Source organism: Gemella massiliensis (genome assembly GCF_900120125.1).
Classification (GTDB): Bacteria; Bacillota; Bacilli; order Staphylococcales; family Gemellaceae; genus Gemella; species Gemella massiliensis.
Window position 1 is genome coordinate 359,125 of sequence record NZ_LT635545.1, and the last position, 23,623, is coordinate 382,747.

Genomic DNA, 23,623 nt, shown 5'->3' on the forward strand with positions numbered 1-23,623 from the left:
CCAAATTTAAAAATTTATTTCTATTTTTGCTTGTTTTTTTAATATAATCGTATAAATATTACAATTTTTTAATAAATTTTTATCAATAAGCAATGGTATTGAATATATTTATAATCAGCTTGGATTAATCTTAACATTTTCAGCATTAGATATATAAAATATATAAAAATGACCTACGTTCGGTATAAATATTTATTCCGTTATTAATGTACACAGTAAATTTCTTAAGGTTCACCTGAACATATACCCTCAAGTGAAGCCGGTATCCCATCACTAAGAATAACAACAAGCCTAATAGCAATGTTTGTAGTTGTAGGCGTCCATACTACTACCCATTGTTAGAATATTTGCAAAATAACACACCGTTATTAAACACTAAAATATATTTTCATTATTATTGAGTGGACATAATTGAAAATGAAAACTAAATTTTATTATATATAACTATTTATTAGATTATAATTTATTTTAAATTCAAAAAGGCTGTTTTATCAGCATTTATATTTTTTATTAAAAGATATTGATAATCTCTTTCATTTAAAACGGTTTTATGATATAGTATATTATGTTATGAATAAAAATTAAGTTCAGGAAATTTTTAATAATTTTAGAAAGGGGTGAACTTATTTTCTGATATTAAAATTTCTTGAAGTTAGAAATAAATTAAAGGAGATAAACATGAAAACACAAAACAAATTATTAAAATCCGGTATAACTGTAGCGCTGGCTATGACGATAGGAGGTGTAACCGCTGTAGCATGGCCGGGTGTTCAAACAAACCATGTAGCTAAAGCTGATTTTGGAGATGAACCTGCATCTTCTAAAACTAAAGAACAATTAAAAACTGTTATTGATAAAATTTTTGCCGATGAAAATTTGACAAATAGATATTTGGGAACTATGTTTTACCATAAAGAATCAAAATTTCCTTACTATCACATAACCTTTGAAAATCATCAAGTTCCTGAAGATGTCATTGACACTACACCTTGGTACAATATGTGGAGTGAAGCTGCCGCCGCTAAAGCAAAACTTGATGCAAACTCATATACAGAAAAAACTGCTCAAAATGCGATAAGAACCCTTGACTACTTCACAAATCTTTTTAATTTTGAAAGAAGTCAGCACCTTACTAATGACGGTTTTTATACAACTACCAACTTTACCACTCCTAAAATGGTTAAAAGCGATAGCGACGGTCAACAAGATTTTTATAAAAAAGCTGCTAATTCAAACAGCGAAGAAATAAAAAAACTGTTTAAAGATAACCTGCTTGGGGTTTACAAAAAGGGGCAAGATCTGGAAATAAACCTTGTTGCAAATCCTGACGAAGTAAGTAAAATCACCTCATTTACTGTAAACAAAATTTCTGCAATAGACCCTACAGTTCACCTAGGTCCTTCTGCCGAAGATCAAAAACAAGTTGCTTTCAGCATTCCCGGAGAATTAAAAGCAGAACAAATAATAGTTACTAATATGACCTATCTTGATAAACATGGGAATAAACATCAAACCGGAGCCTTTGCACTTGATATTGACTATTCTAAATTGCAAGCTAAACCTAATGCTGACGGCTCTAACGGTATTCCTAAATATCGTGAAGAATTGGAGTCAAAAATTCAAAAATGGATTGACCGAGGTCGCCAAGTAAACGAATGGCTACTTTCTCCGGCTACAACAAAAGACACCGTTATTGATTCGGACATAACTGAACGGGCAAAAATCAGTACAGCTATAAATGAATTGGAAAAATTAAAACGTGACCCTAATGCCAACTATGATAAACTTTATAAAATAGCAACTCCTATTCATGAAGCTGAAGATGTTGCTACCTTGCGTGAAGTATTAGATATTAAAGTTGCAAAACTTCTTGAAACATTTAGCATATATACTAAAGATATTTACACAGAAAACAGTATTAAAGATTACAAAAATTATATTGAAAGTGTTCCTAAACTTAAAAACGGAAAAAATATTAAAGAGTTGGTCAGCTTAATTAAAGAGTTTGAAAATTCTCATTATAAATATTTAAAATATAATACAAGCGAATTAGAAGATTTAATTAAAATCGGCGAACAAAAAATGGAGAGTGAATATACACCTCTAACATGGGGAAAATTCTCTATCGCATTACGCCATTCAAAAGATTGGATTGAACAAAACAAAAAATTCCATCCGCAAATTAATAATACCCCTGAGCTTGTTAAACAATTACGTGATTCTATAAACGGCTTAGTTAAAACAAACGGCGAAAAAGGTGAACAAGTTCCTGAGAAAAAACAAGATCAAAAACAGGACACTGCCAAACCTTACAATATAAAGGGTAAATTTGTTAAACGTGGCGAGGATACTGATGCCATAGGCGAATATAATAGGGACTTATCTTCAATTATAAAAAATATTGAAGTTCATGAATTAGGTAATGGCAAAAATGAAATTTATCTTAACCTTGAACCTAAATTAGACTCTTCAGGTAATGTCGAATTTGCACTTGTAGGAACATTCAAATATAACAGTGCCGGCAACGCTAATGCAGACAGTGAAACTGTTGAAACTACTACTATTAAGGGTAAACAATATCCTACAAAAATCAAACTTACAGTCTACAGCGACAAATCTAATATTGAATTGGCACTCCTAGGCGATATTCAATTTAAAGATTCTATGCACTTAGGAGATGATGGAATTTATCACCATACTGCAAATACGGACTTATTCCTAGACTACTCGTCTAAATCTTCTTCTGATGAAACTAAAAAAGATCCGTTAAAAGAAGAACTACAAAAACAACTTGATTATTTTAATAAAAAAGAAGTTCAAGAAAATCATAAAAAAGTACCTGATAAATTCAAAACACAATTAGAACAATTAAAAACACAGGCAGCTAATCTTCTAAAAAAAGATTCACTTTCAAAAGAAGAAGTATCATCTCTTGTCCACAAGTTATTAGATGAGAATACAAAACTTGACGCATTAGCTAATATGCAGCTTTCACTTGAAGGGCAAAAAGATACATACGAAAACTTCTGGAAAAATAATAAAGATTATACTAAAGAAAGTATTAAACTTGTAAAAGATAAATTAGACAAACTGGAACAACGCATTAATAATCTTCAAGCATCTGATGTGGAAGGTACTAAAGAAACTCTTACCGATGAACACGGTGAACAACGTGAAACTATCGTTTACAAAACTATTGATGAGATAATCGGACAACTTCAAAATATAGGTGATTATCTACGAGTTGATACAACTCCGTTAGAAAAAGAAGTGGCTAAAGCGGAAGAAAAACTGAAAGATACAACTAACAGTCCAAAATCTCGTCAAGCATTACAACAAATTATAGAAAAAGCCAAAAAATATATTGAAAATGCGAAACTTACACCTGACGATCACGGTACAGACGATAAAGTAAACACAAACCTTAACGATTACTTCATAGAACAATTAAAACTTGCTGTTCAAGATTTAAAACCGGATACAGATGACAAAGAAAAACCTGCCAACAAAGACGGGCTTAATGCTAAAATTAAAGAAGTAGAAGCGGTTAAACAAGGGAAGAAATCATCAGCAGCATATACCGCATTGCAAAATGAACTTGAAAAAGCCAAAAAAGTTTATGGTAAAACAGATGCTACGGATGAAGAAATCTCTCAAGCATTAACTAATTTAACTTCTGCACTTGATACCTTTAATAAATCAGAAGATTCAAAACCTAACGATGAAGTAAATCAAAGTAAAACAAAAGTAGAAGCAGTATTCAAGAAATTCGGAGAAAGCAGCAATTCGATGACTAATGCCGTTCTTAAAGAAGCATATTTTGTTACAGAAAACGAGAAAAATTATATTGAATTAATTCTTCAACCAATGTACAATAATCAAAATCAACCATCAGGTGTTCTGAGCAAATTAACAACATTTGATGACAATAATGCTGAACATGATACAACCGTCCTTGAAGAAAAAGAAATAACATTAACTTTCAACGGTCAATCCAATACCTATAAATATCCGACTAAACTGCGTATTTCTGTAGAAGGAAAACCTACAAAAATAAATGTGAACACTTACGCAAACAGTCCTGTATTCGGAATGGAGCAACACGTAAATAAGGCCACTTTAGAAATTTCTTATCCTACCGATAACAACAATGAAGGTAGCAGAGAAGAACTTCAAACATTATTCAAAACAGCAACCAGTAAATATTACGAAAGTTGGACAAGTGTATTCAAAAAAAATGGAGTTGAAAAAGATAAAAAAATAGTAGATAATTTCAACAACAAAATCAACAATGCACAAAGCGTGCTAAATAACAACTCCGCTACGAACGAACAAATCAGCACAGCTTATGTTGAATTACGTAAAGCACGTATACAATATGATTTCCTTATTCGTTTAAGACGTGAAAACGAACAACTATTAGCTAACTTTAACCTTGATAAAAATAGCGGTAAATACAGTAAAGAAAGTATAGATAAAGTTGATCACTATCTACAAGAAAAAGTTGACAGATTAGAAGCGTTATTAGAAGAAAATCCTTCTTCTAACGAAATAGAAGATTTATTTGACGCTATCAATAACTATTCTTACATGTTACGTTATGATACCGGAAAATTAGAAGAAGCTATAACAAAAGCAAATAAAAAATTATCAGAAAAAACTTATACCGAAGAATCTAAATCTAAATTAACAATAGCTATAAACAATGCTAAAGATTTTATAGAAAAAGCAAAAACTACCAGAAATCTTGAAGATAAACGAGAAGCATTACTAAAGGAAATAAATAAAGATATTGAAAATTTAAAAGAAACTTCTAAACCTGACGATAACCAAGGTAACAAACCTAATAAAAATGAAAAATTAGAAGCGGAAAAAACTAAATTACTAATTCCATTAGAAACAGCTAAAATCCTTATCAAAGATGATAAAGATAAAGACAGCATAAATAAAGATGCTTACAATAAACTTAATGAAGTTGTTGAAAAAGTTCAAAAAATTTATGATAATCCAAAATCTGTAGATGAAATAAAAGCCGCTAAAGAGGAATTAGATAACGCTATTAAAGAGTATGATAAAAATAAAAATACTAAACCAAGCGATGACAATAACTCAGGTAACGGAAACAATAATTCCAACGACAATCAAGGTAAAGATCAAAATAATAACTCTAAACCTGATGATACCCAAGGTAATAATCAAAACAACAATAACAACCAAGATAATAACAACTCTAACACAAACGACCAAACTCCAAATAAACCTACAGAAGATGTTGCCAAACAAATTTTTAACAACGATAAAACCGGAGTAAGTGTTGAATTATCAGGTAATACTAAAGCAAAAGGTTTATCAGCAGATGAAATAAACGATGCAGCTTTGGCTAAATCTATTTTAGAAAAATTAAATTTACCTGCCGATAACAAAATCAGAATATTTGATTTAAAACTTCTTGATAAAGATAATAAAGTTATAAATTCAAACGAAAAACGTACGGTGGCAATAGTTCTTAAAGCTGAAGAAAAAGATGTTGCCGTCTACCATGTTAAAGATAACGGTGAATTGGAATTAATTAAATCTAGGGTAGAAAATGGTGTTTTAAAATTTGAAATAGATCATTTTAGTAAATTTGCTATTGTGTCTAATTCTAAAAAACATAATACCGACAATGACCGCAAGCCTAATATTATGCCAACTTCAAATATTACACCAACCAACTCAACATTAAATTCTACAAAAACTCTAAGTAAAACAGGTTTAGAAAATAAATCTACTCTATTAATAGGTGCTATAACTTTAGGACTGGGTGTAGTTTTATTAACTAAACGCAGAAAAAACAAACATTAATAATTTTTAGATTATTATAGAAAATACAAGAGAGCGACTTGATAAAATTGATTAATTTTATCAAGTCGCTCTTGTCCGATTCGTTAGATTTGACAAATACTCTTAAAGCAAATTTCCAAATCTAACGAACCATTATATCTAACTATTAACATATAATTTTTTATAAAATTTTCAGTTTTTGGTTAAAACTGTGTATTTTTTACAACAAATATTTTTAAATATTATTTTTAATTTTAAATTCCTCTATAGCCTGTTTTGCCAATTTATCAGCAAGTTCATTTAATCTCACACCACTATGTGCTTTAACCTTAACAAAATTTACCTTAACCACTTCTAATAATTTATTCATATATTGAGCATAATGTTGAGTATACGCCAAATTCGCCTTCCATGCTCCGCTCACCCATGATTCAATGCCCTGATAATCATAGAATAACGTTATTTCCGGTATTTTATTCTCCTTTGCATAACGTGTAACAAATTTCGCCGCTTCTATTTCACCAGCAACATTATGAAATCGTGCCAATCTTCTATCGTTTCCTGCTAATTTAGTTTGATATTTCTTATCATTATTTACAATAACAATACCGGAACCGTACACTCCCGTTCTTTTATCAAAACTTCCATCAATATAAGCGTAAAAACCGTTAATTTTTTCAGCTTCAACTTCTTTTTTCATATTACCCGCTGTTAAAAAGTTTTCCGCTTCTTCTCGGGTGCTGAAACTTTTAAATACGGCACCCTTATATCCGTGAACCTGCTCTTTACATTCGTCCCAGGTTAAAAATATTCCTACTTTCCTTCCCTTGCTTACCGCATAATATTTTACCATAATACCACCTCTTAATTTCTATGTATAACAAGTGCTATACCCTGTCCTCCACCTATACAAAGTGAACAAAGACCTCGTTTCTTATTTTCATGAATAAGTTCATGAACAAGGCTCACTAAAATTCTTGTTCCGCTCGCTCCTATCGGATGCCCAAGGGCTATAGCCCCTCCATTAATGTTTACTTTTTCACTGTCCACACCTAATTCGTTAATAACTGCCAGCGACTGTGCTGCAAACGCCTCATTCAACTCGAATAAATCAACCTCTTCTTTTGAAATGTTTAACTTTGTCAATACTTTATTAACAGCCGGAACAGGGCCTAAACCCATTATTTTATTATCCAAACCGGAAGTAGCATATCCTTCTATAAAAACCAACGGTTCAATTCCCAATTCTATTGCTCTTTTCTCGTTCATTAAAATAACCGCCGCCGCTCCATCATTAATTCCTGAAGAATTCCCTGCCGTCACAGTCCCTTCTTTTTTAAAAGCGGGGCGAAGTTTTCCCAGCCCCTCCATAGTAGAATTAAACCTCGGAAATTCATCGGTATCAAAAATACATTCTTCCTTTCCTATTTTTACTTTAATGGGGACAATTTCTTTCTTAAATTTCCCGGTTTCTATCGCCCTTTGAGCTTTTTTCTGGCTATCAAACGCAAAAAAATCCTGCTCTTTTCTCGAAATATTAAATTTTTCTGCAATATTTTCGGCGGTAATTCCCATATGATAATTCTCGAAAGCATCTGTTAAACCGTCAGAAATTATACTGTCTTCCAATTCAAAAGAACCTAATTTTTTCCCAAAGCGAATACCTTTCGTATAGTATGGTGCACCACTCATAACCTCTAGTCCACCACAAACAACTATGTCATTATCTCCAAGCAGAATAGACTGTGTCCCGAGTAAAACACTCTTTAACCCGGAACCGCAAACTTTGTTAACTACAAACGCCGGAGTTTGTTTAGACAGACCTGCTTTAACAGAAATTTGTCTAGCTATATTTTGCCCAAGACCACCTTGAAGGACATTACCAAAAATTACCTCATCCACCAAATTATATTCTAAGTTTATGTCGTCCAACGAATATTTCACAACTTTTGCCCCAAGTTCTGCTACATCAATATCTTTTAAACTTCCGCCAAACGCTCCGATTGCCGAACGAAAAGCGGAAACAATAGCAACTCTAGTCATAAAATTAAACTCCTATCTTAAATTAATCGTGTATATTTTACTATAAAAAAAAAGAAAGTTCAAATAAATAATCAAAGGAAGTGATTTAAACATTGTGATTTTGTTAAAAATAGATTTTACTATGTTACTCCTTCAATTCATTAGATTAGAAAACAACCTTTTTAAGTTAATAAACCGCTGAGCATAACTGCTTAATAAATAAATTCTATTAAAATTCTTAGCTTTTAGTTCAGGTTTATAGTAATAAAATAGAAATACCAAAGAAATAAATATTTAATATTTTTGTAATATTATTGTAACATTTTCTTGCTTTTTAAAATTTTAAATGTTATAATTTTAGTATCAAAGATAAGAAGAAAATTTATTATTAACAAAGAAGGTGATTCTAATGAATAACACATTAAAAATTGCAGGAACTTTTGTTTTAGGGCTTAGTATTTTAACAGGGTGTTCTGATAAAGTTGCTCAAAAAATAGATTCAACTAATGATAAAAATAAAATTATAGCTATTGCAGATGGAGAAAAAATAACCGAAAATAATAATGAAAACACAAATAAACTGCTACCCTCTTATGAAAATAAAATTACTGATACCTTAGAAAATTATAAACAAAAAAATATTCCATCAAAAGCAAGTAACAGTAATAATTATAACCATGATTTCAAAGAAGCCGGAAAAATATTAAAACCTATGATTTACAGTCTTATTAATCTAAACGGCAGCAATATCGAAAATATAATTCGTTTTAATGTCAGCGAATCAGCCGGCAATGGTGAAATTACAACCACCTCTATGAGTAATATTTTAGATTTAATAAATACTTATAATAAGGAAACATACCATACGGAAGATGTTCTAAAAAAACTTAGAGCTAATCCTAATTTTATTGAATTGGACAAAAGTAAAAAAGATTACACAGTTGAGGGATTGACGAAGTTATTTAAAACAGATTCAACTATTATCTACTTTAAAAAAGATAACAGCTTCACTTTAAAAACTTTTGTTGGTTATGGAGGGGCTACTGACTCTATCTTTGCTCCAACTGAAAGCTGGAAAATCAAAGGTGACAGAATTATAATTCCTTACGTTACAGTAGCTACCAATAAAAAAACAGGCGAAATGACTTTAAGATTAAATAATAAACAGTATGAACACGGTAATAATAAAACAAAATATTATGTAGAAAGTTTCATTATCTTTTAAAAAAATAAGTGCAGTCATCAAAATGATTGCACTATTTTTTTGACTAAAAGTAGTCATCAATATCTAATTTATATACAAATAACAAAAGAGCATTATACTCTTTAAAGGGAGAATGGCTTGCCTAGGGAGCGACAAGCCACATTATGAAAAAAATTAAAAAGTTTTATTATCTGTTAATATCATAAAGAATTAACCGAAATATTGGTTTAAACAAAAATATTTTTTACTTAAAAGGGAGAAACGACAATTGTCGCTAAGTTTATGGAAATAATATTTTTGTCTAAGACATTATTATACTCTTTATACTTAAAATATACTTTAAATAATTTTGTTTTAAATATTTACCGATTTAATTTCTTTCTATCCGAATTTTCCAACAATAATTAACGACATTACGGACATCTACACCCAATTTGAATTAATTTTAGAATTTTTTTCTTAAAATTATTGCTCATCTTCTTTTTGAAATTTTTTTACTCTATAATCATTAAGAATCTTTTCAAGTTTTTCAACCTCTGAATAAATTTCTTCTTGTGTTTTGGTTGTATCATTAATTATATCATCTGTTTTCTTTATTAAATCTTTTAAATTTTCAATTACTTCATCATTGACTTTGCTTCTTGAAAATTCTTTTAATAAATTTTCCATCTCCATTTTTTTATTTTTTAACTCTGTTAAATCCAAATCTTTAATTTTAACAGAGATATTCAATAATGTATCCGTAAGATTTCTATCAAGATAAGTTATAGTAATCGGTACATTAAATTCTCCTTCCTTATCAGTTTTTGGAATAGAAAATGAAATTTTTATATTTTCCGGAAGATTAGTTTTATCTATTTTACTTAAAATATCCTCTTTCGTTAATTTGGCATTTTTAGTTATTTCTATTGAATTTTCAACTAAACGTGGTTTAAATAAGTTTTTATACTCTTCATCTGTTAGTGAAACTTGCTTTAAAGTTTTAAGCGGTTTTTCTTGAGCTCCAACACCATCTAACTTGTTTCTACTACCAATCTTGAAATTTTTTATGTTGTTAGCTATACTTTCAAAATAAGAACGTGAACTATGTCCCCTTTCAGTTTTTCCTATAATGGTCATTACATCTTTATCGTTATATATTTTTCCTACCAAAGCATCATTCTCTACACCATAATGTTTTATTTCCCCTGATTGCGCCAATTTTTTGCTGTATAAACTTGAATTAAACAAGTCTTTACTCCATATAGTTCTGGCTGCATTTACTTTAGGTGCGTTAAAAGTAGTGGCTTTTTTTAAAATATTATTATAAAAATTTTGATTTTTCTTTTGTGCGGATTCTATATAGTACGGATTGATTGATAATTCATACGCATCCACTACCGCTCGTTGAGCTAAATAACCTCCAAGTGAGTGCCCTGTAATGTATAAATTAGTTATATCATCACGATTAATATACGATCTAATCAGTGATTTTGCATCTTCTGCCTGAGTAGGGTTTTGCCCCCACGCTATTACAAAATCATTTGTCAAATCTTTTAAACTTTCCGCCTGAGTTCCACGAATTGCCAACACTTGGACAGTTCCATTTTTCAAAAACGGAAGTTCACTTCTGGTTTCAAACAACACCGCATCAAATCCGCTATCTTTATGATAAAATTCTTTGACTTTCCAATATGGTGCCAACTCGTTGTGCATTAATTCATATTCTTTTCTACCTTCCTTTTCTCCATTTTTTCTATAATTATCTTCCTTACTCCAAGTTCTATTGTTATTGAGAACTTTATTTATATATTCATCGTCACGATAACAAAGCTCCATAAGTAGCGCCATATCTCTGTCAGTCACATGCCATTGTAAATTATCATTATCTTTATCAGTAGAGTTATTATTATATTCTGATACTTTTGTATCTATTAAACCATCGCCGTCACTATCCTTTAATAATGGGTGACTGTTATATCCTAAATATTTTTTCCCATTTTTTTCATAAATGTAAATTTCATCTTTATTTAAAATTCCATCGTTATCATCATCGGCATTTGGATCTAATACCTTTGTACCTTTATTAAAAAGTAAACTGTCATATTTTCCGTTTTCCAGTCCAATTAATCCTTTAGAAATTTTTTCAGCATAATTACTATCTAATTCTATTTTTTTAAAAGGTGTTGTTGTATTTTTTTCGTTGGTATTTTTTACATTATCCGCTTTACCGTTTACTTCGAGATTATTAGCTTCTACTAAATTACTTCCAAAAATAAAAAATGTTCCAACTAAAGTTAAACTAACACCTATTTTTAACTTGTTAATGGAATATCTTATTAATTTTTCACCAAATTGTTTTTTCATTTTTATAACCACCTTTTTATTAAATATATTATTACGCTACGCTTCTCCATTATACTAAAAAATATAATTTCTTGCCAATGAAATCGTTTTTTTATACTAAAGTTAAAATATATCCAGAAAAAAGTTCAAAAATGTAATAATAGATCAAGGAAAATTTTTCATATTCCTTAAATTTTCTTCATTATTGTAAATCTAACAATAAAAAGGAGAAAGACCCGCAAATTAGCGAGTCCCTATATTATGAAAAAAATATTATTAAAAGTTTTGTTCTGATTATTAGTATACTCCTCTAAGTTTAAGAGAAGTTAAAATAAAAAACTTTATAAAAAATATTTTTAAATTAATTCAAATCAAAGTTAATTTCCGTTTTTCCACATTCTCTTAAAAACTGATTCGTTCTTGAAAAAGGTTTACTTCCAAAAAAACCACGATACGCTGACAACGGACTTGGATGAGCAGATTCTATAATTTTATGCTTTGTTGTATCAATTAACATCTTCTTACTGCGTGCATATGCCCCCCAAAGTATAAAAACAACATTATTATTCTTATCAGAAATCGTCTTAATAATATAGTCCGTAAAATTTTGCCACCCTATATTATTATGGCTGGCAGGTTTGTTTTTTTCTACAGTAAGCACCGCATTTAAAAGAAATACTCCTTGTTTAAACCATGGTTCCAAATTTCCGGTTTTCGCCGGTTTAATACCTAAATCATCATATAACTCCTTATAAATATTAATAAGGCTTTTAGGTAATGCCACTCCGTCATTAACGGAAAAACTTAAACCGCAAGCTTGTTTTTCATTATGATAAGGGTCTTGCCCTAATATAACAACTTTAATATCTTCAATAGGTAGTTCAAAAACTCTAAAGACTTGCTCCTTCGGAGGAAAAATAGTTGCCCTGTTCCTTACTATATTTATATTATCTACCGTTTCGCCTAATTCTTTTCTATATTGATAATTCTTAAATATTTCTTTCCATGATTTGTCCATAATATTACTCCTTATATAATAAATTTATTATTGATAACAATAAAAATATTTTTTCCTAAATAGCAACTTAAAATCTATTCTTTATTAGTATACCACATTTTATTCTAAATCTTTAAATTTTACTTAATTTCTCTGGTGAATTTTTAAAAAAAGTTTTATAATGAAGATAATAATAAATTATAGGAGGTTTTTATGAAAATAGGATTTATCGGTGCCGGCAAAATGGGAGAAGCTATACTAAAAGGGTTTATAAAGAAAAATATTGTCCCGAAAGAAAATATATTTATAAGAAATTCCTGTGATAAAAGCACAAAAATTATAGCCGAACGAAACAATGTTAATTTTTGTAAAGATATATATGATCTTGTTAATAATTCCGATCTTATAATTATAGGAGTTAAACCTTACCTTATTACAGATATTTTAGAAAAAATAAAAGATATTATTGCTGAAAAAATAATTATTTCTATGGCAGCAGCCGTGTCTATTTCAGATATGGAAAACATTATTCCGGATAAAAAAATAATCCGTATAATGCCGAATACTCCGGTTGAAGTCTGTTCCGGTGTTATCGGTATGTGTGCAAATACTTTTATTACACCTGAAGAAAAAACGACCATTCATACTATCTTTTCTACACTGGGCATTTGTATAGAAATTAAAGAGTCTGATATGTCATCACTTACCGCCATTAGCGGTTCGGGTCCGGCCTATGCTTATCTTTTTGTTGAAGCCTTGGCTGACGGAGCTGTTCTTAACGGGCTTAAACGTGATATATCCTATAAACTTGCCGCACAAACACTTTTAGGTTCGGCAAAAATGTTGTTGGAAACCTGTCATCATCCTGCAAAACTAAAAGATGATGTTACTTCCCCTGCTGGTAGCACCATTGAAGCCATTAGAATTTTAGAGGAAAAAGGATTTAGAAGTGCCGTTATTGAATGTGAACGGGCTTGTTTTGAAAAATTAAAAAAAATGTAATTTCCTTTTCTCTTCACTAATAATTGAGAATTTTAAGTCAATACATATTTATTACTAAACTTTAAAAATCACACATGAGTATTTTTTCTCAAGTGTGATTTTTATATTTACCTTATTTTTCGTTTAGTTAACAGCTTTTAAATTATTATTATTATTTTATATTGAGGGTGACTAATAAATCATAATCCCGAAACAAAATCTTATTAATCACTCTACAATTTTACTCAACGCTAAAAATCTTTTATAAAAAGAATTTAACCATTGATAAACTATCATATCTTAATTAAATTATAGTCCTTTTACGATAACTTAATCTATTTTTTCTTTTATTTTATTAACTTTATTTATTGAAATTATGGTTATTTCTTCGTTTTTTCTTTTACTTCTTTCCTTTTCTTAAAGCTGCTGTCTATTATAGTTTAAACTTCACTTTTTATTTTTCTATATTACTATTACCTTATTTTTTCTTCTTTACTCCCTTGTATATTACTGCATTCTTTTCCCTATTTTTAGGGGTTGTTTCTTTCGTTCCTCCCCTTGCTGTTTACCAAAACGGTAATTACCGTCTTCTTTAATTTTTATGGCTGTTTACTATTTCTTAGTTTTCAAAACCTACCCTGTTCGTATAGTTAAAACTTCATTCTTTCCTTTTTTTCGCTTCTTTTCCTGTTTCTAATGTTCTGTTATTTATTCTATAATTTACCGCCCATATTTCAATAAATTATCTAAGTAACAATGTCATTGTCTATCCTTTTCAGTTGTATCTTTACCCTCCTTAATACAATTTTCCCTATTTTAAACACTGCTACCCTTACTACATAATTTTCACCTTCTCTTTCTTACTATTTTAAGTATTACTATACATTAACCTTATATATATTAGTTTCAATAGTTCATTATAACTTTAAGAGTTATAAGTTATTATATATGTGTTTTTTGTATAAATACACTTGTCCCTATATTATAGTAAAATTTTAGCTATTATTCAACATGAATTTTTTTAATAATAAATATATAAATTAATATTTTTGTAAAAACATTACCTCTACATAACAATCTATTATACAAATATACTTATAATATATAGTTACCCTTTTATTTACACAATATTTAATACCTTCATTAATACAAGATATAATCATCTTTTAAAATTTTACTCCATTTTAAATTTAAAACACTATAATTTAAAAAACAAATGTCTTTTAAATTTATATTTTTGTTTAAATTCAATAAATATCTTAAAATATGAGTAATAAAAAATTAAAGACTCTCCTAATTTAAAAAATATATTAAATCCATTCTATTATTCATCATTATTAAATTGTTTCTGTATTCTTTATCCATTTAGATAATGTAGAATGACTTACTTTTAATATTTTGGCACCTTCTCTTAGTGATATTTTCCCGGCGTTATGGAGGTTATAAATATCCATATAATTTTTTGGTTTTGTAATTGTCGGTCTCCCAAATTTTTTCCCCTTCTTTTTAGCCTCTCTTATTCCTTCCATTTGTCTTTTATGAGTATTTTCTCTTTCTATTTGTGCTACATACGATAATATCTGTAACACTATATCTGACAGAAATTTTCCGGTTATATTATTTATCTTATCCCTTGTATCTAAAAGTGGAAAATCCAATACTATAATATCTACTTCTTTCTTTTTTACCAAATAATTCCATTCATTTATTATTTCTTCATAATTTCTTCCCAACCTATCTATTGATTTCACAAATAACTCATCACCTTTTTTTAATTTTCTAATAAGACGTTTATAACTTTTTCTATTAAAATCTTTCCCCGAAACTTTATCAATAAATATATTATTTTCTTGTATATTCTACTTTTCCATTGCGACCAACTGCCTTTCAATATTTTGGTCTTTAGTTGATACTCTAACATATCCATATTTCATTATTATCCTCCTACAATAGTATAAGCATATATTTTACAATTAAAATATGTACTTAATATAATATTTTCTTTAATTATATAATGTAACATATTATCTAGTATTCATTTGTAACTTTTATATTTTTATTCAATAAAAAAGTTATATAATAAACCGATATTTAAAACTTCAACCAAGATTTAAATAAAGAATTAATAAAGAAATTAAATTGAAATTAAATCCATTATTCATAAAATTATTTATTATCATAACCGATACTGCCGAAACAAAATTAAATACGATATGATTAGTAATAGCAACTAAAAGCTAACCATGACTAGCGAAATTTTCAACTTTATATTCTTTAAATAATAAATTTTTTTATTACAACAACACCTTATCCCTTGAATAATATATCCGAAAGTAATACAATAAAAATAGAAAATATTTCACCGAGGCGAAATATTATGAACGTTATAATTTTTTAAACTTTATAAGAATAAGCAAACTAAAATCTTTAGAGGTACTATTCTTAATTAAAAAAATTATTGTTTAATTGTATAAAATTTCAAATAAAAAGGAGATATACTATGGGATGTACAACTATTCTTGTCGGAAAAAATGCCAGTTTTGATGGTTCTACAATGGTCGCACGTACGGAAGATTCACCATCGGGAGTTTTTAGAGCTAAAAAATTTATAAATGTTTCACCTGAAGAACAACCACGTAAATACAAATCTGTAATTTCAAAAGTAGAAATAGATTTACCTAACAATCCTGTTCGTTACACTGCTGTACCTAATGCAATTTTGGATAATGGTATTTGGGGGCAATGTGGTGCAAATGAATATAATGTATCTATGAGTGCTACTGAAACTATTACTTCTAATGAACGTGTTTTAGGTGCCGATCCTCTTGTAGAATATAAACCGGCTATCGGTACTCCGGGTGATGCGAACTATAAACCGGAACAACTTGGCGGTATAGGTGAGGAAGATATTTACACCATCGTTATGCCATATATCACAAGTGCACGTGAGGGCGTAACATTTTTAGGGAATTTATTAGAAAAATATGGTACTTACGAAATGAACGGCATCGCCTTCCAAGATGAAAATGAAATTTGGTGGTTAGAAACTATCGGCGGTCATCACTGGATGGCACGTCGTGTTCCGGACGATAGCTACGTTATTATGCCAAACCAACTTGGAATTGATAAATTCAACTGGAAAGATGCTTACGGTGCTAAAAAAGAATTTATGTGTTCAGCTGACCTGAAAGATTTTGTAAAAAAATATCATCTTGATTTATCTATAGATGGAGAATTTAATCCACGTCATGCTTTCGGTAGCAGAAGTGATGCCGATCATACTTACAATACTCCTCGTGCTTGGATACTTCAACGTTATTTCAACCCAACGTCAAATACTTATGATGGAATTAATGCTGATTACCGTCCCGATTCTGATAATATTCCTTGGGCGAGAGTTCCTGAGAAAAAAATTACGGTTGAGGATATAAAATATGCACTATCACATCATTACCAAGGAACAGAGTACGATTCTTATTCAAAAGATATTCATTCAGTGAAAAAAGGAAGCCTTCGTCCAATCGGTATTAACCGCACGAACTTCTTAGGCTTAGTCCAAATCAGACCGTATATGCCTGATGAAATAAAATGTATTCAATGGTTAGCGATCGGTTCTTGTGTCTTTAATGCAATCGTACCGTTTTACACAAATATAAATCGTACACCGGAATATTTGGCAAATACAACTAACGAAGTTACAACAAATAACTTTTACTGGACAAATCGTCTAATAGCTGCACTTTCCGATGCTCATTTTGCAGATACCGCATCACCTGTCGAACGTTATCAACTAAAAGTTCAATCTCAATCGACAGCATTAATAAATAAATATGATGAAAAATTTATTACGGAAAAAATTTCAAACAATGATGCAAAAGATTTCTTAGAAAAAGCTAACGATGAAGTCACACGTGCCCTTAAAGTCGAAACAGATATTCTGTTAAACGATGTACTATATGTAGCAAGTTGTGAAATGAAAAATAAATTCTCAAGATCTGATGCGTAAATATATCAAAAATATCAAAAGAGCCATGTGATTTTAATATCACATGGCTCTTGAAAGGAGAACGGCTCATGAATGTTAATAAGCCGTTAAATATCATGAAAAAAATATTATTAACAATTAAGAATTAAAATTTTCTCATCACTCTTCTTGAAAACTAAATTCTTATTTATATGCTCTACACTGTAATTGCTTTATCTTTAATGTACAATCGTGTATTGCATTTTTATTATACGTTTATTATATCTTTTTCACTTTATATGTAGTTTATACCATACCTAATTTAAAACTTAAATTTGTAAAATTATCTAAACTTTAGCGTTTTATGTAATTCAAAGAATTACCAAAGCGTTAGTGCAAAATAAAAAGACTACCTTGCCCTTGGTAATCTTTTAAAGTATAATTAGATTTTTAATTTAAAGGGACAAAAGGTGTACCCCGGAGTTATTCCGGGATACATTAGAGCTAGACGTCGTAGCCTTTTCCTACGCATTTCAAGCACTCTTTTGCCTTCTAAAACTAGTTTAATTGCTGTATGTGTTGTTTTGTTGTGTGTATGTAGTATGTTATTGTTGTATGAAAAAATTTTTATTAAACTAATTCTATAATAACTGTTTCTGCACCATCACCTTTACGTGGCCCAACACGTAAAATACGAGTATATCCACCATTACGGTCTTGATATTTAGGTGCTACTTCTTCAAATAATTTTTTAAGAGCTAATTGACTCTTACCTTCTTCAGTTGCTACTGCAACAGGTTGAATGAACTTAGCCGCATTACGTCTTGCTGCCAAATCACCTTTTTTACCTAATGTAATCATTTTTTCTGTTAATGAACGAACTTCTTTCGCTCTTGTAACAGTTGTTTCAATTCTACCATGTACTAGTAGAGCAGTTACTAAGTTTCTTAACATCGCTTTTCGGTGAGCTGATGTACGTCCTAATTTTCTGTAACCCATTAGTATGCCTCCTTTATTTTAGTTTATTCTTCTCTAAAGCCTAATTCTAAATCCGCCAGTTTAATTCTAACTTCATCTAGTGATTTACGCCCTAAGTTTCTTACTTTAATCATTTCTTGCTCTGTTTTGCTAGCTAATTCTTGAACTGTATTTATACCTGCACGTTTTAGACAGTTATAACTACGTACTGATAAATCAAGTTCTTCGATTGACATTTCCAACATTTGAACTTTATTATCTTCTTCTTTGGCTACCAATATATCAGCAGCTTTTGCTTCTTCCGACATTTCCATAAATAACTCTAAATGAGAAATAAGAATTTTCGATGCTAGTGCCAAAGCGTCGTTAGCTGTGATTGTACCATTTGTTGTTACATCTAAAATAAGTTTATCAAAGTCTGTACTTTGTCCTACACGTGTTTTTTCAACTGTATAGTTTACTTTAGATACCGGTGTGTAAATAGAATCAATTGGAATTACTCCGATAGCTAAGTCACGTTTTTTATTTCCGTCAGCCGGAACAAAACCACGACCTTTTCCTACTGAAATAATCATTTCAAATTGTCCACCTTCTGCTACCGTAGCAATATGCTGATCTTTGTTAATTACTTCAATATCAGAATCAATAGCAATATCTTCAGCTGTTACTAGTGCCGGACCTTTTATATTAATAGATACTTCTTTATCTTCTTCTGAATGAATTTTGAATGCAATGTTTTTAACATTCATAATTATTTCAGTTACATCTTCTACTACACCTTTTATAGCTTGAAATTCGTGTTGAACTCCTTCTATATCAATACTTCTAGCCGCTGCTCCCGGTAATGATGAGATTAACATTCTTCTCAATGAATTACCTAATGTAGTCCCATATCCACGTTCTAACGGTTCTACTACAAAGCGACCAAATCGTTTGTCATCTGATTCTTCGATGATATGAATTTTTGGTTTTTCTATTGCTAACATTATGTTAAACCTCCTAAGTTTAGTCTACGTTATTACTATACACGACGACGTTTAGGTGGGCGACATCCATTGTGAGGGACTGGAGTTACGTCTTTAATTGATGTAACTTCTAATCCGGCAGATTGTAATGCACGAATAGCTGCTTCACGTCCTGCACCTGGTCCTTTAACTGTTACATCTACATATTTCATTCCATGTTCCATAGCTTGTTTAGCTGCTGCTTCACTTGCCATTTGTGCTGCGAATGGAGTAGATTTTCTTGAACCTTTAAATCCTAATGCTCCTGCACTTGACCATGATACTGCATTACCATGTTCATCTGTAATTGTTACTATTGAGTTATTGAATGTAGAACGAATGTGTGCTATACCGTTTTGTATATTTTTTTTCACACGACGTTTACGTGATTGTTGTTTACGAGCCATAGTTTATTTTCTCCTCCTATCCTAATTATTTTTTCTTGTTCGCAACTGTTTTCTTAGGACCTTTACGAGTACGAGAGTTGTTCTTAGTATTTTGTCCTCTTACCGGTAGTCCACGACGATGACGGATTCCTCTGTAGCATCCGATTTCCATTAGACGTTTAATGTTTAATGAAACTTCACGACGTAGATCACCTTCTGTTTTATAGTTATCTACAGCTTCACGAATTTTATCTAGTTGTTCACCTGTTAAGTCTTTAACTCTCACATCTTCAGAAACACCAGCTTCTTTTAAGATTTTTTGAGAAGTTTTTAAACCTATACCATATACATAAGTTAATGATATTACAACTCGTTTTTCACGAGGTATATCGACTCCTGCGATACGTGCCATTAAGTTTGCACCTCCTAATTAATTATCCTTGTTTTTGTTTATGTTTTGCATTTTCGCAAATCACTAATACTTTACCACCACGACGAATTATTTTACATTTGTCACATATTTTTTTTACTGATGGTCTTACTTTCATCGTTATTTCCTCCTTGAGTTTATAACTTACTTGAATCTATAAGTTATTCTACCTTTTGTCAGGTCATACGGACTCATTTCTACTGTAACTTTATCCCCTGGTAAAATTCTTATATAATTCATTCTGATTTTTCCAGAAACATGAGCTAAAATAATATGACCATTTTCTAATTCTACTTTAAACATTGCATTTGGCAAGTTTTCTACTACTAAACCTTCTACTTCAATGACATCTTTTGCCATATTTTTCCTCCCTGACTATTTCAGTTTGTCTAATATATTTTGCACGTCTTTGAACACTACCTTGATGTCTTGATCACCGTTAATATTTTCAACTACATCTTCTTTTTGACTATAAAAGTCTAATAATGGTTTAGTTTGTTTAATATTTACTTCTAAACGATTTGCAACTGTTTCTTCGTTGTCATCGCTACGTTGGTATAACTCTCCACCATCTTTATCACAAACACCTTCAACTTTTGTCGGATTGAAGATTAAGTGATATGTAGTGCCACATTGCTTACAGATTCTTCTACCTGTTAATCTTGGTAATAAGATAGTCGGATCTACATCAATGTTTAATACTTTATCAATTTTTCTATTAGTTTTTGCTAAAATTTGATCAAGGGCTTCAGCTTGTTCTACTGTTCTTGGAAAACCGTCAAGTAAAAAGCCTTCTTTTGCATCTTCTTGATTCAATCTTTCTTCAACTAATCCTATAGTTACGCTGTCAGGAACAAGTTGTCCTTTATCAATATAACTTTTTGCTTCTTTTCCAAGCGGTGTCTCATTTTTAATCGCAGCTCTAAACATATCTCCTGTTGAAATATGCGGAATTGGATAATTCACTTTGATTTGATCTGCCTGAGTTCCCTTTCCTGCCCCCGGCAATCCCATTAGAATAATATTCATCATAATTTATTTACCACCTTTTCTTCCTGTAATAAAACTTCTGTAATTTCTTTCTGTTAATTGTGTACTAAGTTGCTTAACTGTTTCTAGTGCTACACTGACAACAATTATTAAACTTGTTCCACCGATATGAACAGAAGCCGGTAATTTAGCTAAATTGGTGAATATTGTTGGAAGAACCGAAACAGCTGCTAGGAATATTGAACCTACAAATGTTAATCTATATAAAATACCTGTAATGTATAGTTCAGTTTTTTTACCTGGTCTAACCCCTGGAACAAAACTTCCTTGTTTTCTTAAATTGTCCGCCATTTTCTCAGGGTTAACTTGAACCATTACGTAGAAGTAACAGAACGCAATAATCAATGCTACATATAATGTTAAACCTAACCAATGACTGAAATCAAAGTATGATACTACTTTTTGTAGTTTTTCATTGTTTGGAGCGAAGATTGCTATTGTTCTAGGTAACTGTAAAAATGCAATAGCGAAGATTACCGGAATAACCCCTGCACTATTTACTTTTAACGGCAAGTAAGTTGATCTTGCACCTAACATTCTACGCCCTGCTCTTGCTTGTGAATATTGAATCGGGATTTTACGAATAGCTTCTTGGATATAAACAACCGCCGCTACTATTAAAATAACTATCAATGCAACTATCACAATTTTCAAAATTGCAAGAGTAAGATTCTCAGCATCTTTAATTTGTGATTCATAAATTTGAACAAATTCCGTCGGCATACGAGCGATAATTCCTGCTAAAATGATAATTGAAACACCGTTACCTACACCATATTGAGAAATTTGGTCACCTAACCATAATAATAATGCAGTACCTGCTGTTAATACTAAAGCCACTGTTATAAATCCTATAATTGATGTGTCTTTAATTAATCCTTTATACGCATTGTTAAATCCATAAGACATAATAAGCGATTGAATAAAGGCTAAAACAATTGCTAAGATTCTTGTTACCTTTTGAGTTTTTTTCTGTCCTACTTCACCTTGTTTTGACCACTCGGTTAATGTAGGAATAACGTCCATTTGCATAAGCTGAATTACAATAGATGCTGTGATATAAGGCATGATACCCATAGCAAATACAGAAAACTGTTGTAACGCTCCTCCTGCAAATGTATTAAAAATTCCGAATAGACCAGACGCATCTTGATTTTTAAGAACATCTGCATCTACGCCCGGTATTGGTAAGAACGAACCAATACGGAATAAAAGTATACCAAATAAGGTAAATAATATTTTCTTACGAGTTTCTTTAACTCGAAATAAATTAAGTGCTGCATTAAACATTATAGCACCTCGCAGACTCCTCCAGCTGCTTCAATAGCTTCTTTGGCTGAAGATGAAAATTTATGTGCCTGAACGGTTAATTTTCTTTCCAATTTACCGTTAGCTAATACTTTAACACCTGAAAGTTCTTTTTTGATTACTTTTGTTTCCAATAATAGAGCAGGTGATACTACAGTACCATCTTCGAATTTATTTAAATCTTTTAGATTTACAACTGCATAATCTTTTCTGTTTACGTTGTTAAATCCACGTTTTGGAATACGTCTGAATAGTGGGTTTTGTCCACCTTCAAATCCCGGGCGAACCCCGCCGCCACTACGTGCTTTTTGTCCTTTTTGACCACGGCCACTTGTTTTTCCGTTTCCTGATCCAATCCCACGACCTACTCTGTTACGTTCTTTACGAGAACCTTCAACCGGTTGTAATTCATGTAATTTCATTTAGACTAGCACCTCCTTGTATTAATAATTATTTTTCTTCTACTGTTACTAAGTGTGAAACTTTATTAATCATACCGCGAATCGCAGCGTTGTCTTTATGTTCTACTGTTTGGTGCATTTTTTTTAGACCTAGAGCTTCTACAACTTTTTTTTGATTCTTCGGACGACCAATTATACTACGAGTTAGGGTTACTTTTAATGTCATGTTCTATCCCTCCTCTTATCCTAATAATTCTTCTACAGATTTACCACGTAAATTTGCAACGTGTTCTACTGTTTGTAATCTTGTTAAGCCATCAACTGTTGCACGTACCATGTTAATCGGAGTATTAGAACCTAAAGATTTAGATAAGATATTTGAAATACCTGATAATTCTAATACGGCACGCACCGGTCCACCTGCGATAACCCCTGTACCGGGAGCTGCCGGTTTAATTAATACTGAACCTGCACCGAACTGTCCGATAATTTCGTGCGGAATAGTTCCGTTAACTACCGGTACGGTAATTAAATTATGTTTTGCAGCTTCTACCGCTTTTTTGATTGCATCCGGTACTTCTTGAGCTTTACCGGTACCGAATCCTACACGACCATTCTTGTCACCTACTACTACTAAAGCAGAGAAACGAAAACGACGTCCACCTTTAACAACTTTAGCTACACGACGAACGGCAACTACGCGTTCTTCAAATTCTTTTTTGATTTCTTCTTGACGCATCTTGTATATTT

General features: G+C 30.9%; 20 protein-coding genes. 4 read left to right on the plus strand and 16 right to left on the minus strand.

The window, feature by feature from the left end:
- Positions 1-678: 678 nt before the first annotated feature.
- On the plus strand, positions 679-5,844 hold the full coding sequence (locus BQ7358_RS04370) for a hypothetical protein (protein WP_072520252.1): 5,166 nt from the start codon (positions 679-681) through the stop codon (positions 5,842-5,844).
- A 214-nt stretch (positions 5,845-6,058) separates the two neighbouring features.
- Here BQ7358_RS04370 and BQ7358_RS04375 read toward each other — a convergent pair whose 3' ends face one another.
- On the minus strand, positions 6,059-6,676 hold the full coding sequence (locus BQ7358_RS04375) for a ribonuclease H1 domain-containing protein (RefSeq protein WP_062171786.1): 618 nt from the start codon (positions 6,674-6,676) through the stop codon (positions 6,059-6,061).
- Positions 6,677-6,687: 11 nt separating this feature from the next.
- Positions 6,688-7,866 (minus strand): acetyl-CoA C-acetyltransferase, encoded by a 1,179-nt coding sequence (locus BQ7358_RS04380; RefSeq protein WP_062171789.1) that lies wholly within the window; start codon positions 7,864-7,866, stop codon positions 6,688-6,690.
- Between the two features lie 388 nt (positions 7,867-8,254).
- Between BQ7358_RS04380 and BQ7358_RS04385 the strand changes: the two genes are divergently transcribed.
- Positions 8,255-9,070: a hypothetical protein gene (locus BQ7358_RS04385; protein WP_072520253.1), complete on the plus strand. Its 816-nt coding sequence runs from the start codon at positions 8,255-8,257 to the stop codon at positions 9,068-9,070.
- A gap of 444 nt (positions 9,071-9,514) precedes the next feature.
- On the opposite strand, the gene BQ7358_RS04390 is transcribed toward BQ7358_RS04385, so the two are convergent.
- On the minus strand, positions 9,515-11,395 hold the full coding sequence (locus BQ7358_RS04390; RefSeq protein WP_062171795.1) for a Tle-like phospholipase domain-containing protein: 1,881 nt from the start codon (positions 11,393-11,395) through the stop codon (positions 9,515-9,517).
- A 340-nt stretch (positions 11,396-11,735) separates the two neighbouring features.
- Entirely contained in the window at positions 11,736-12,392 is a 657-nt protein-coding gene (gene ung / locus BQ7358_RS04395) for a uracil-DNA glycosylase (protein WP_062171798.1), read from the minus strand.
- Between the two features lie 192 nt (positions 12,393-12,584).
- Here ung and proC point away from each other — a divergent pair, with 192 nt between their 5' ends.
- Complete coding sequence (gene proC / locus BQ7358_RS04400) at positions 12,585-13,373, plus strand: pyrroline-5-carboxylate reductase (protein WP_072520254.1); 789 nt, start codon at positions 12,585-12,587, stop codon at positions 13,371-13,373.
- Positions 13,374-14,689: 1,316 nt separating this feature from the next.
- Here proC and BQ7358_RS04405 read toward each other — a convergent pair.
- The gene (locus BQ7358_RS04405) at positions 14,690-15,208 is read right to left on the minus strand and encodes a recombinase family protein (RefSeq protein WP_327058534.1); all 519 of its coding nucleotides are present in this window, start codon (positions 15,206-15,208) and stop codon (positions 14,690-14,692) included.
- 644 nt (positions 15,209-15,852) lie between these two features.
- Between BQ7358_RS04405 and BQ7358_RS04410 the strand changes: the two genes are divergently transcribed.
- Positions 15,853-17,358, plus strand: coding sequence for a C69 family dipeptidase (locus tag BQ7358_RS04410; protein WP_072520255.1), 1,506 nt, complete (start codon positions 15,853-15,855; stop codon positions 17,356-17,358).
- A gap of 588 nt (positions 17,359-17,946) precedes the next feature.
- Here the strand turns inward: BQ7358_RS04410 and rplQ are convergent.
- The 11 genes from rplQ to rpsE are packed head-to-tail and all read right to left on the minus strand — an operon-like array spanning position 17,947 to position 23,612.
- Complete coding sequence (gene rplQ / locus BQ7358_RS04415) at positions 17,947-18,315, minus strand: 50S ribosomal protein L17 (protein WP_062171819.1); 369 nt, start codon at positions 18,313-18,315, stop codon at positions 17,947-17,949.
- Positions 18,316-18,338: 23 nt separating this feature from the next.
- Positions 18,339-19,280 carry a DNA-directed RNA polymerase subunit alpha gene (locus tag BQ7358_RS04420; protein WP_062171830.1) on the minus strand — a complete coding sequence of 314 codons (942 nt, stop codon included), beginning with the start codon at positions 19,278-19,280 and terminating at the stop codon, positions 18,339-18,341.
- Positions 19,281-19,315: 35 nt separating this feature from the next.
- On the minus strand, positions 19,316-19,705 hold the full coding sequence (gene rpsK / locus BQ7358_RS04425) for a 30S ribosomal protein S11 (protein WP_006364578.1): 390 nt from the start codon (positions 19,703-19,705) through the stop codon (positions 19,316-19,318).
- Between the two features lie 25 nt (positions 19,706-19,730).
- The gene (rpsM, locus tag BQ7358_RS04430) at positions 19,731-20,096 is read right to left on the minus strand and encodes a 30S ribosomal protein S13 (protein WP_006364579.1); all 366 of its coding nucleotides are present in this window, start codon (positions 20,094-20,096) and stop codon (positions 19,731-19,733) included.
- 22 nt (positions 20,097-20,118) lie between these two features.
- Entirely contained in the window at positions 20,119-20,232 is a 114-nt protein-coding gene (rpmJ, locus tag BQ7358_RS04435; RefSeq protein WP_021753534.1) for a 50S ribosomal protein L36, read from the minus strand.
- A gap of 26 nt (positions 20,233-20,258) precedes the next feature.
- Entirely contained in the window at positions 20,259-20,474 is a 216-nt protein-coding gene (gene infA / locus BQ7358_RS04440; RefSeq protein WP_003144387.1) for a translation initiation factor IF-1, read from the minus strand.
- A gap of 15 nt (positions 20,475-20,489) precedes the next feature.
- Positions 20,490-21,143: an adenylate kinase gene (locus tag BQ7358_RS04445; protein WP_062174633.1), complete on the minus strand. Its 654-nt coding sequence runs from the start codon at positions 21,141-21,143 to the stop codon at positions 20,490-20,492.
- A 6-nt stretch (positions 21,144-21,149) separates the two neighbouring features.
- Entirely contained in the window at positions 21,150-22,454 is a 1,305-nt protein-coding gene (gene secY, locus BQ7358_RS04450) for a preprotein translocase subunit SecY (protein ID WP_062171835.1), read from the minus strand.
- Positions 22,454-22,894, minus strand: a complete 441-nt coding sequence (rplO, locus tag BQ7358_RS04455; RefSeq protein ID WP_021753537.1) for a 50S ribosomal protein L15 — start codon at positions 22,892-22,894, stop codon at positions 22,454-22,456. The genes secY and rplO overlap by 1 nt, the downstream gene beginning before the upstream one ends.
- Before the next feature lie 28 nt (positions 22,895-22,922).
- On the minus strand, positions 22,923-23,099 hold the full coding sequence (gene rpmD / locus BQ7358_RS04460) for a 50S ribosomal protein L30 (protein ID WP_021753538.1): 177 nt from the start codon (positions 23,097-23,099) through the stop codon (positions 22,923-22,925).
- 15 nt (positions 23,100-23,114) lie between these two features.
- Positions 23,115-23,612 (minus strand): 30S ribosomal protein S5, encoded by a 498-nt coding sequence (gene rpsE, locus BQ7358_RS04465; RefSeq protein ID WP_021753539.1) that lies wholly within the window; start codon positions 23,610-23,612, stop codon positions 23,115-23,117.
- Between the last annotated feature and the right edge of the window lie 11 nt (positions 23,613-23,623).

Coding starts and splice junctions, on each gene's coding strand:
- infA (WP_003144387.1), bottom strand. CDS start 20,474: ATGGCAAAAGATGTCATTGAAGTAGAAGGTTTAGTAGTAGAAAACTTG.
- rpsM (WP_006364579.1), bottom strand. CDS start 20,096: ATGGCACGTATCGCAGGAGTCGATATACCTCGTGAAAAACGAGTTGTA.
- rpsE (WP_021753539.1), bottom strand. CDS start 23,612: ATGCGTCAAGAAGAAATCAAAAAAGAATTTGAAGAACGCGTAGTTGCC.
- secY (WP_062171835.1), bottom strand. CDS start 22,454: ATGTTTAATGCAGCACTTAATTTATTTCGAGTTAAAGAAACTCGTAAG.
- rpsK (WP_006364578.1), bottom strand. CDS start 19,705: ATGGCTCGTAAACAACAATCACGTAAACGTCGTGTGAAAAAAAATATA.
- BQ7358_RS04385 (WP_072520253.1), top strand. CDS start 8,255: ATGAATAACACATTAAAAATTGCAGGAACTTTTGTTTTAGGGCTTAGT.
- proC (WP_072520254.1), top strand. CDS start 12,585: ATGAAAATAGGATTTATCGGTGCCGGCAAAATGGGAGAAGCTATACTA.
- BQ7358_RS04370 (WP_072520252.1), top strand. CDS start 679: ATGAAAACACAAAACAAATTATTAAAATCCGGTATAACTGTAGCGCTG.
- rplQ (WP_062171819.1), bottom strand. CDS start 18,315: ATGGGTTACAGAAAATTAGGACGTACATCAGCTCACCGAAAAGCGATG.
- rplO (WP_021753537.1), bottom strand. CDS start 22,894: ATGAAATTACATGAATTACAACCGGTTGAAGGTTCTCGTAAAGAACGT.
- BQ7358_RS04390 (WP_062171795.1), bottom strand. CDS start 11,395: ATGAAAAAACAATTTGGTGAAAAATTAATAAGATATTCCATTAACAAG.
- ung (WP_062171798.1), bottom strand. CDS start 12,392: ATGGACAAATCATGGAAAGAAATATTTAAGAATTATCAATATAGAAAA.
- BQ7358_RS04420 (WP_062171830.1), bottom strand. CDS start 19,280: ATGTTAGCAATAGAAAAACCAAAAATTCATATCATCGAAGAATCAGAT.
- BQ7358_RS04375 (WP_062171786.1), bottom strand. CDS start 6,676: ATGGTAAAATATTATGCGGTAAGCAAGGGAAGGAAAGTAGGAATATTT.
- rpmD (WP_021753538.1), bottom strand. CDS start 23,099: ATGACATTAAAAGTAACCCTAACTCGTAGTATAATTGGTCGTCCGAAG.
- rpmJ (WP_021753534.1), bottom strand. CDS start 20,232: ATGAAAGTAAGACCATCAGTAAAAAAAATATGTGACAAATGTAAAATA.
- BQ7358_RS04380 (WP_062171789.1), bottom strand. CDS start 7,866: ATGACTAGAGTTGCTATTGTTTCCGCTTTTCGTTCGGCAATCGGAGCG.
- BQ7358_RS04410 (WP_072520255.1), top strand. CDS start 15,853: ATGGGATGTACAACTATTCTTGTCGGAAAAAATGCCAGTTTTGATGGT.
- BQ7358_RS04445 (WP_062174633.1), bottom strand. CDS start 21,143: ATGAATATTATTCTAATGGGATTGCCGGGGGCAGGAAAGGGAACTCAG.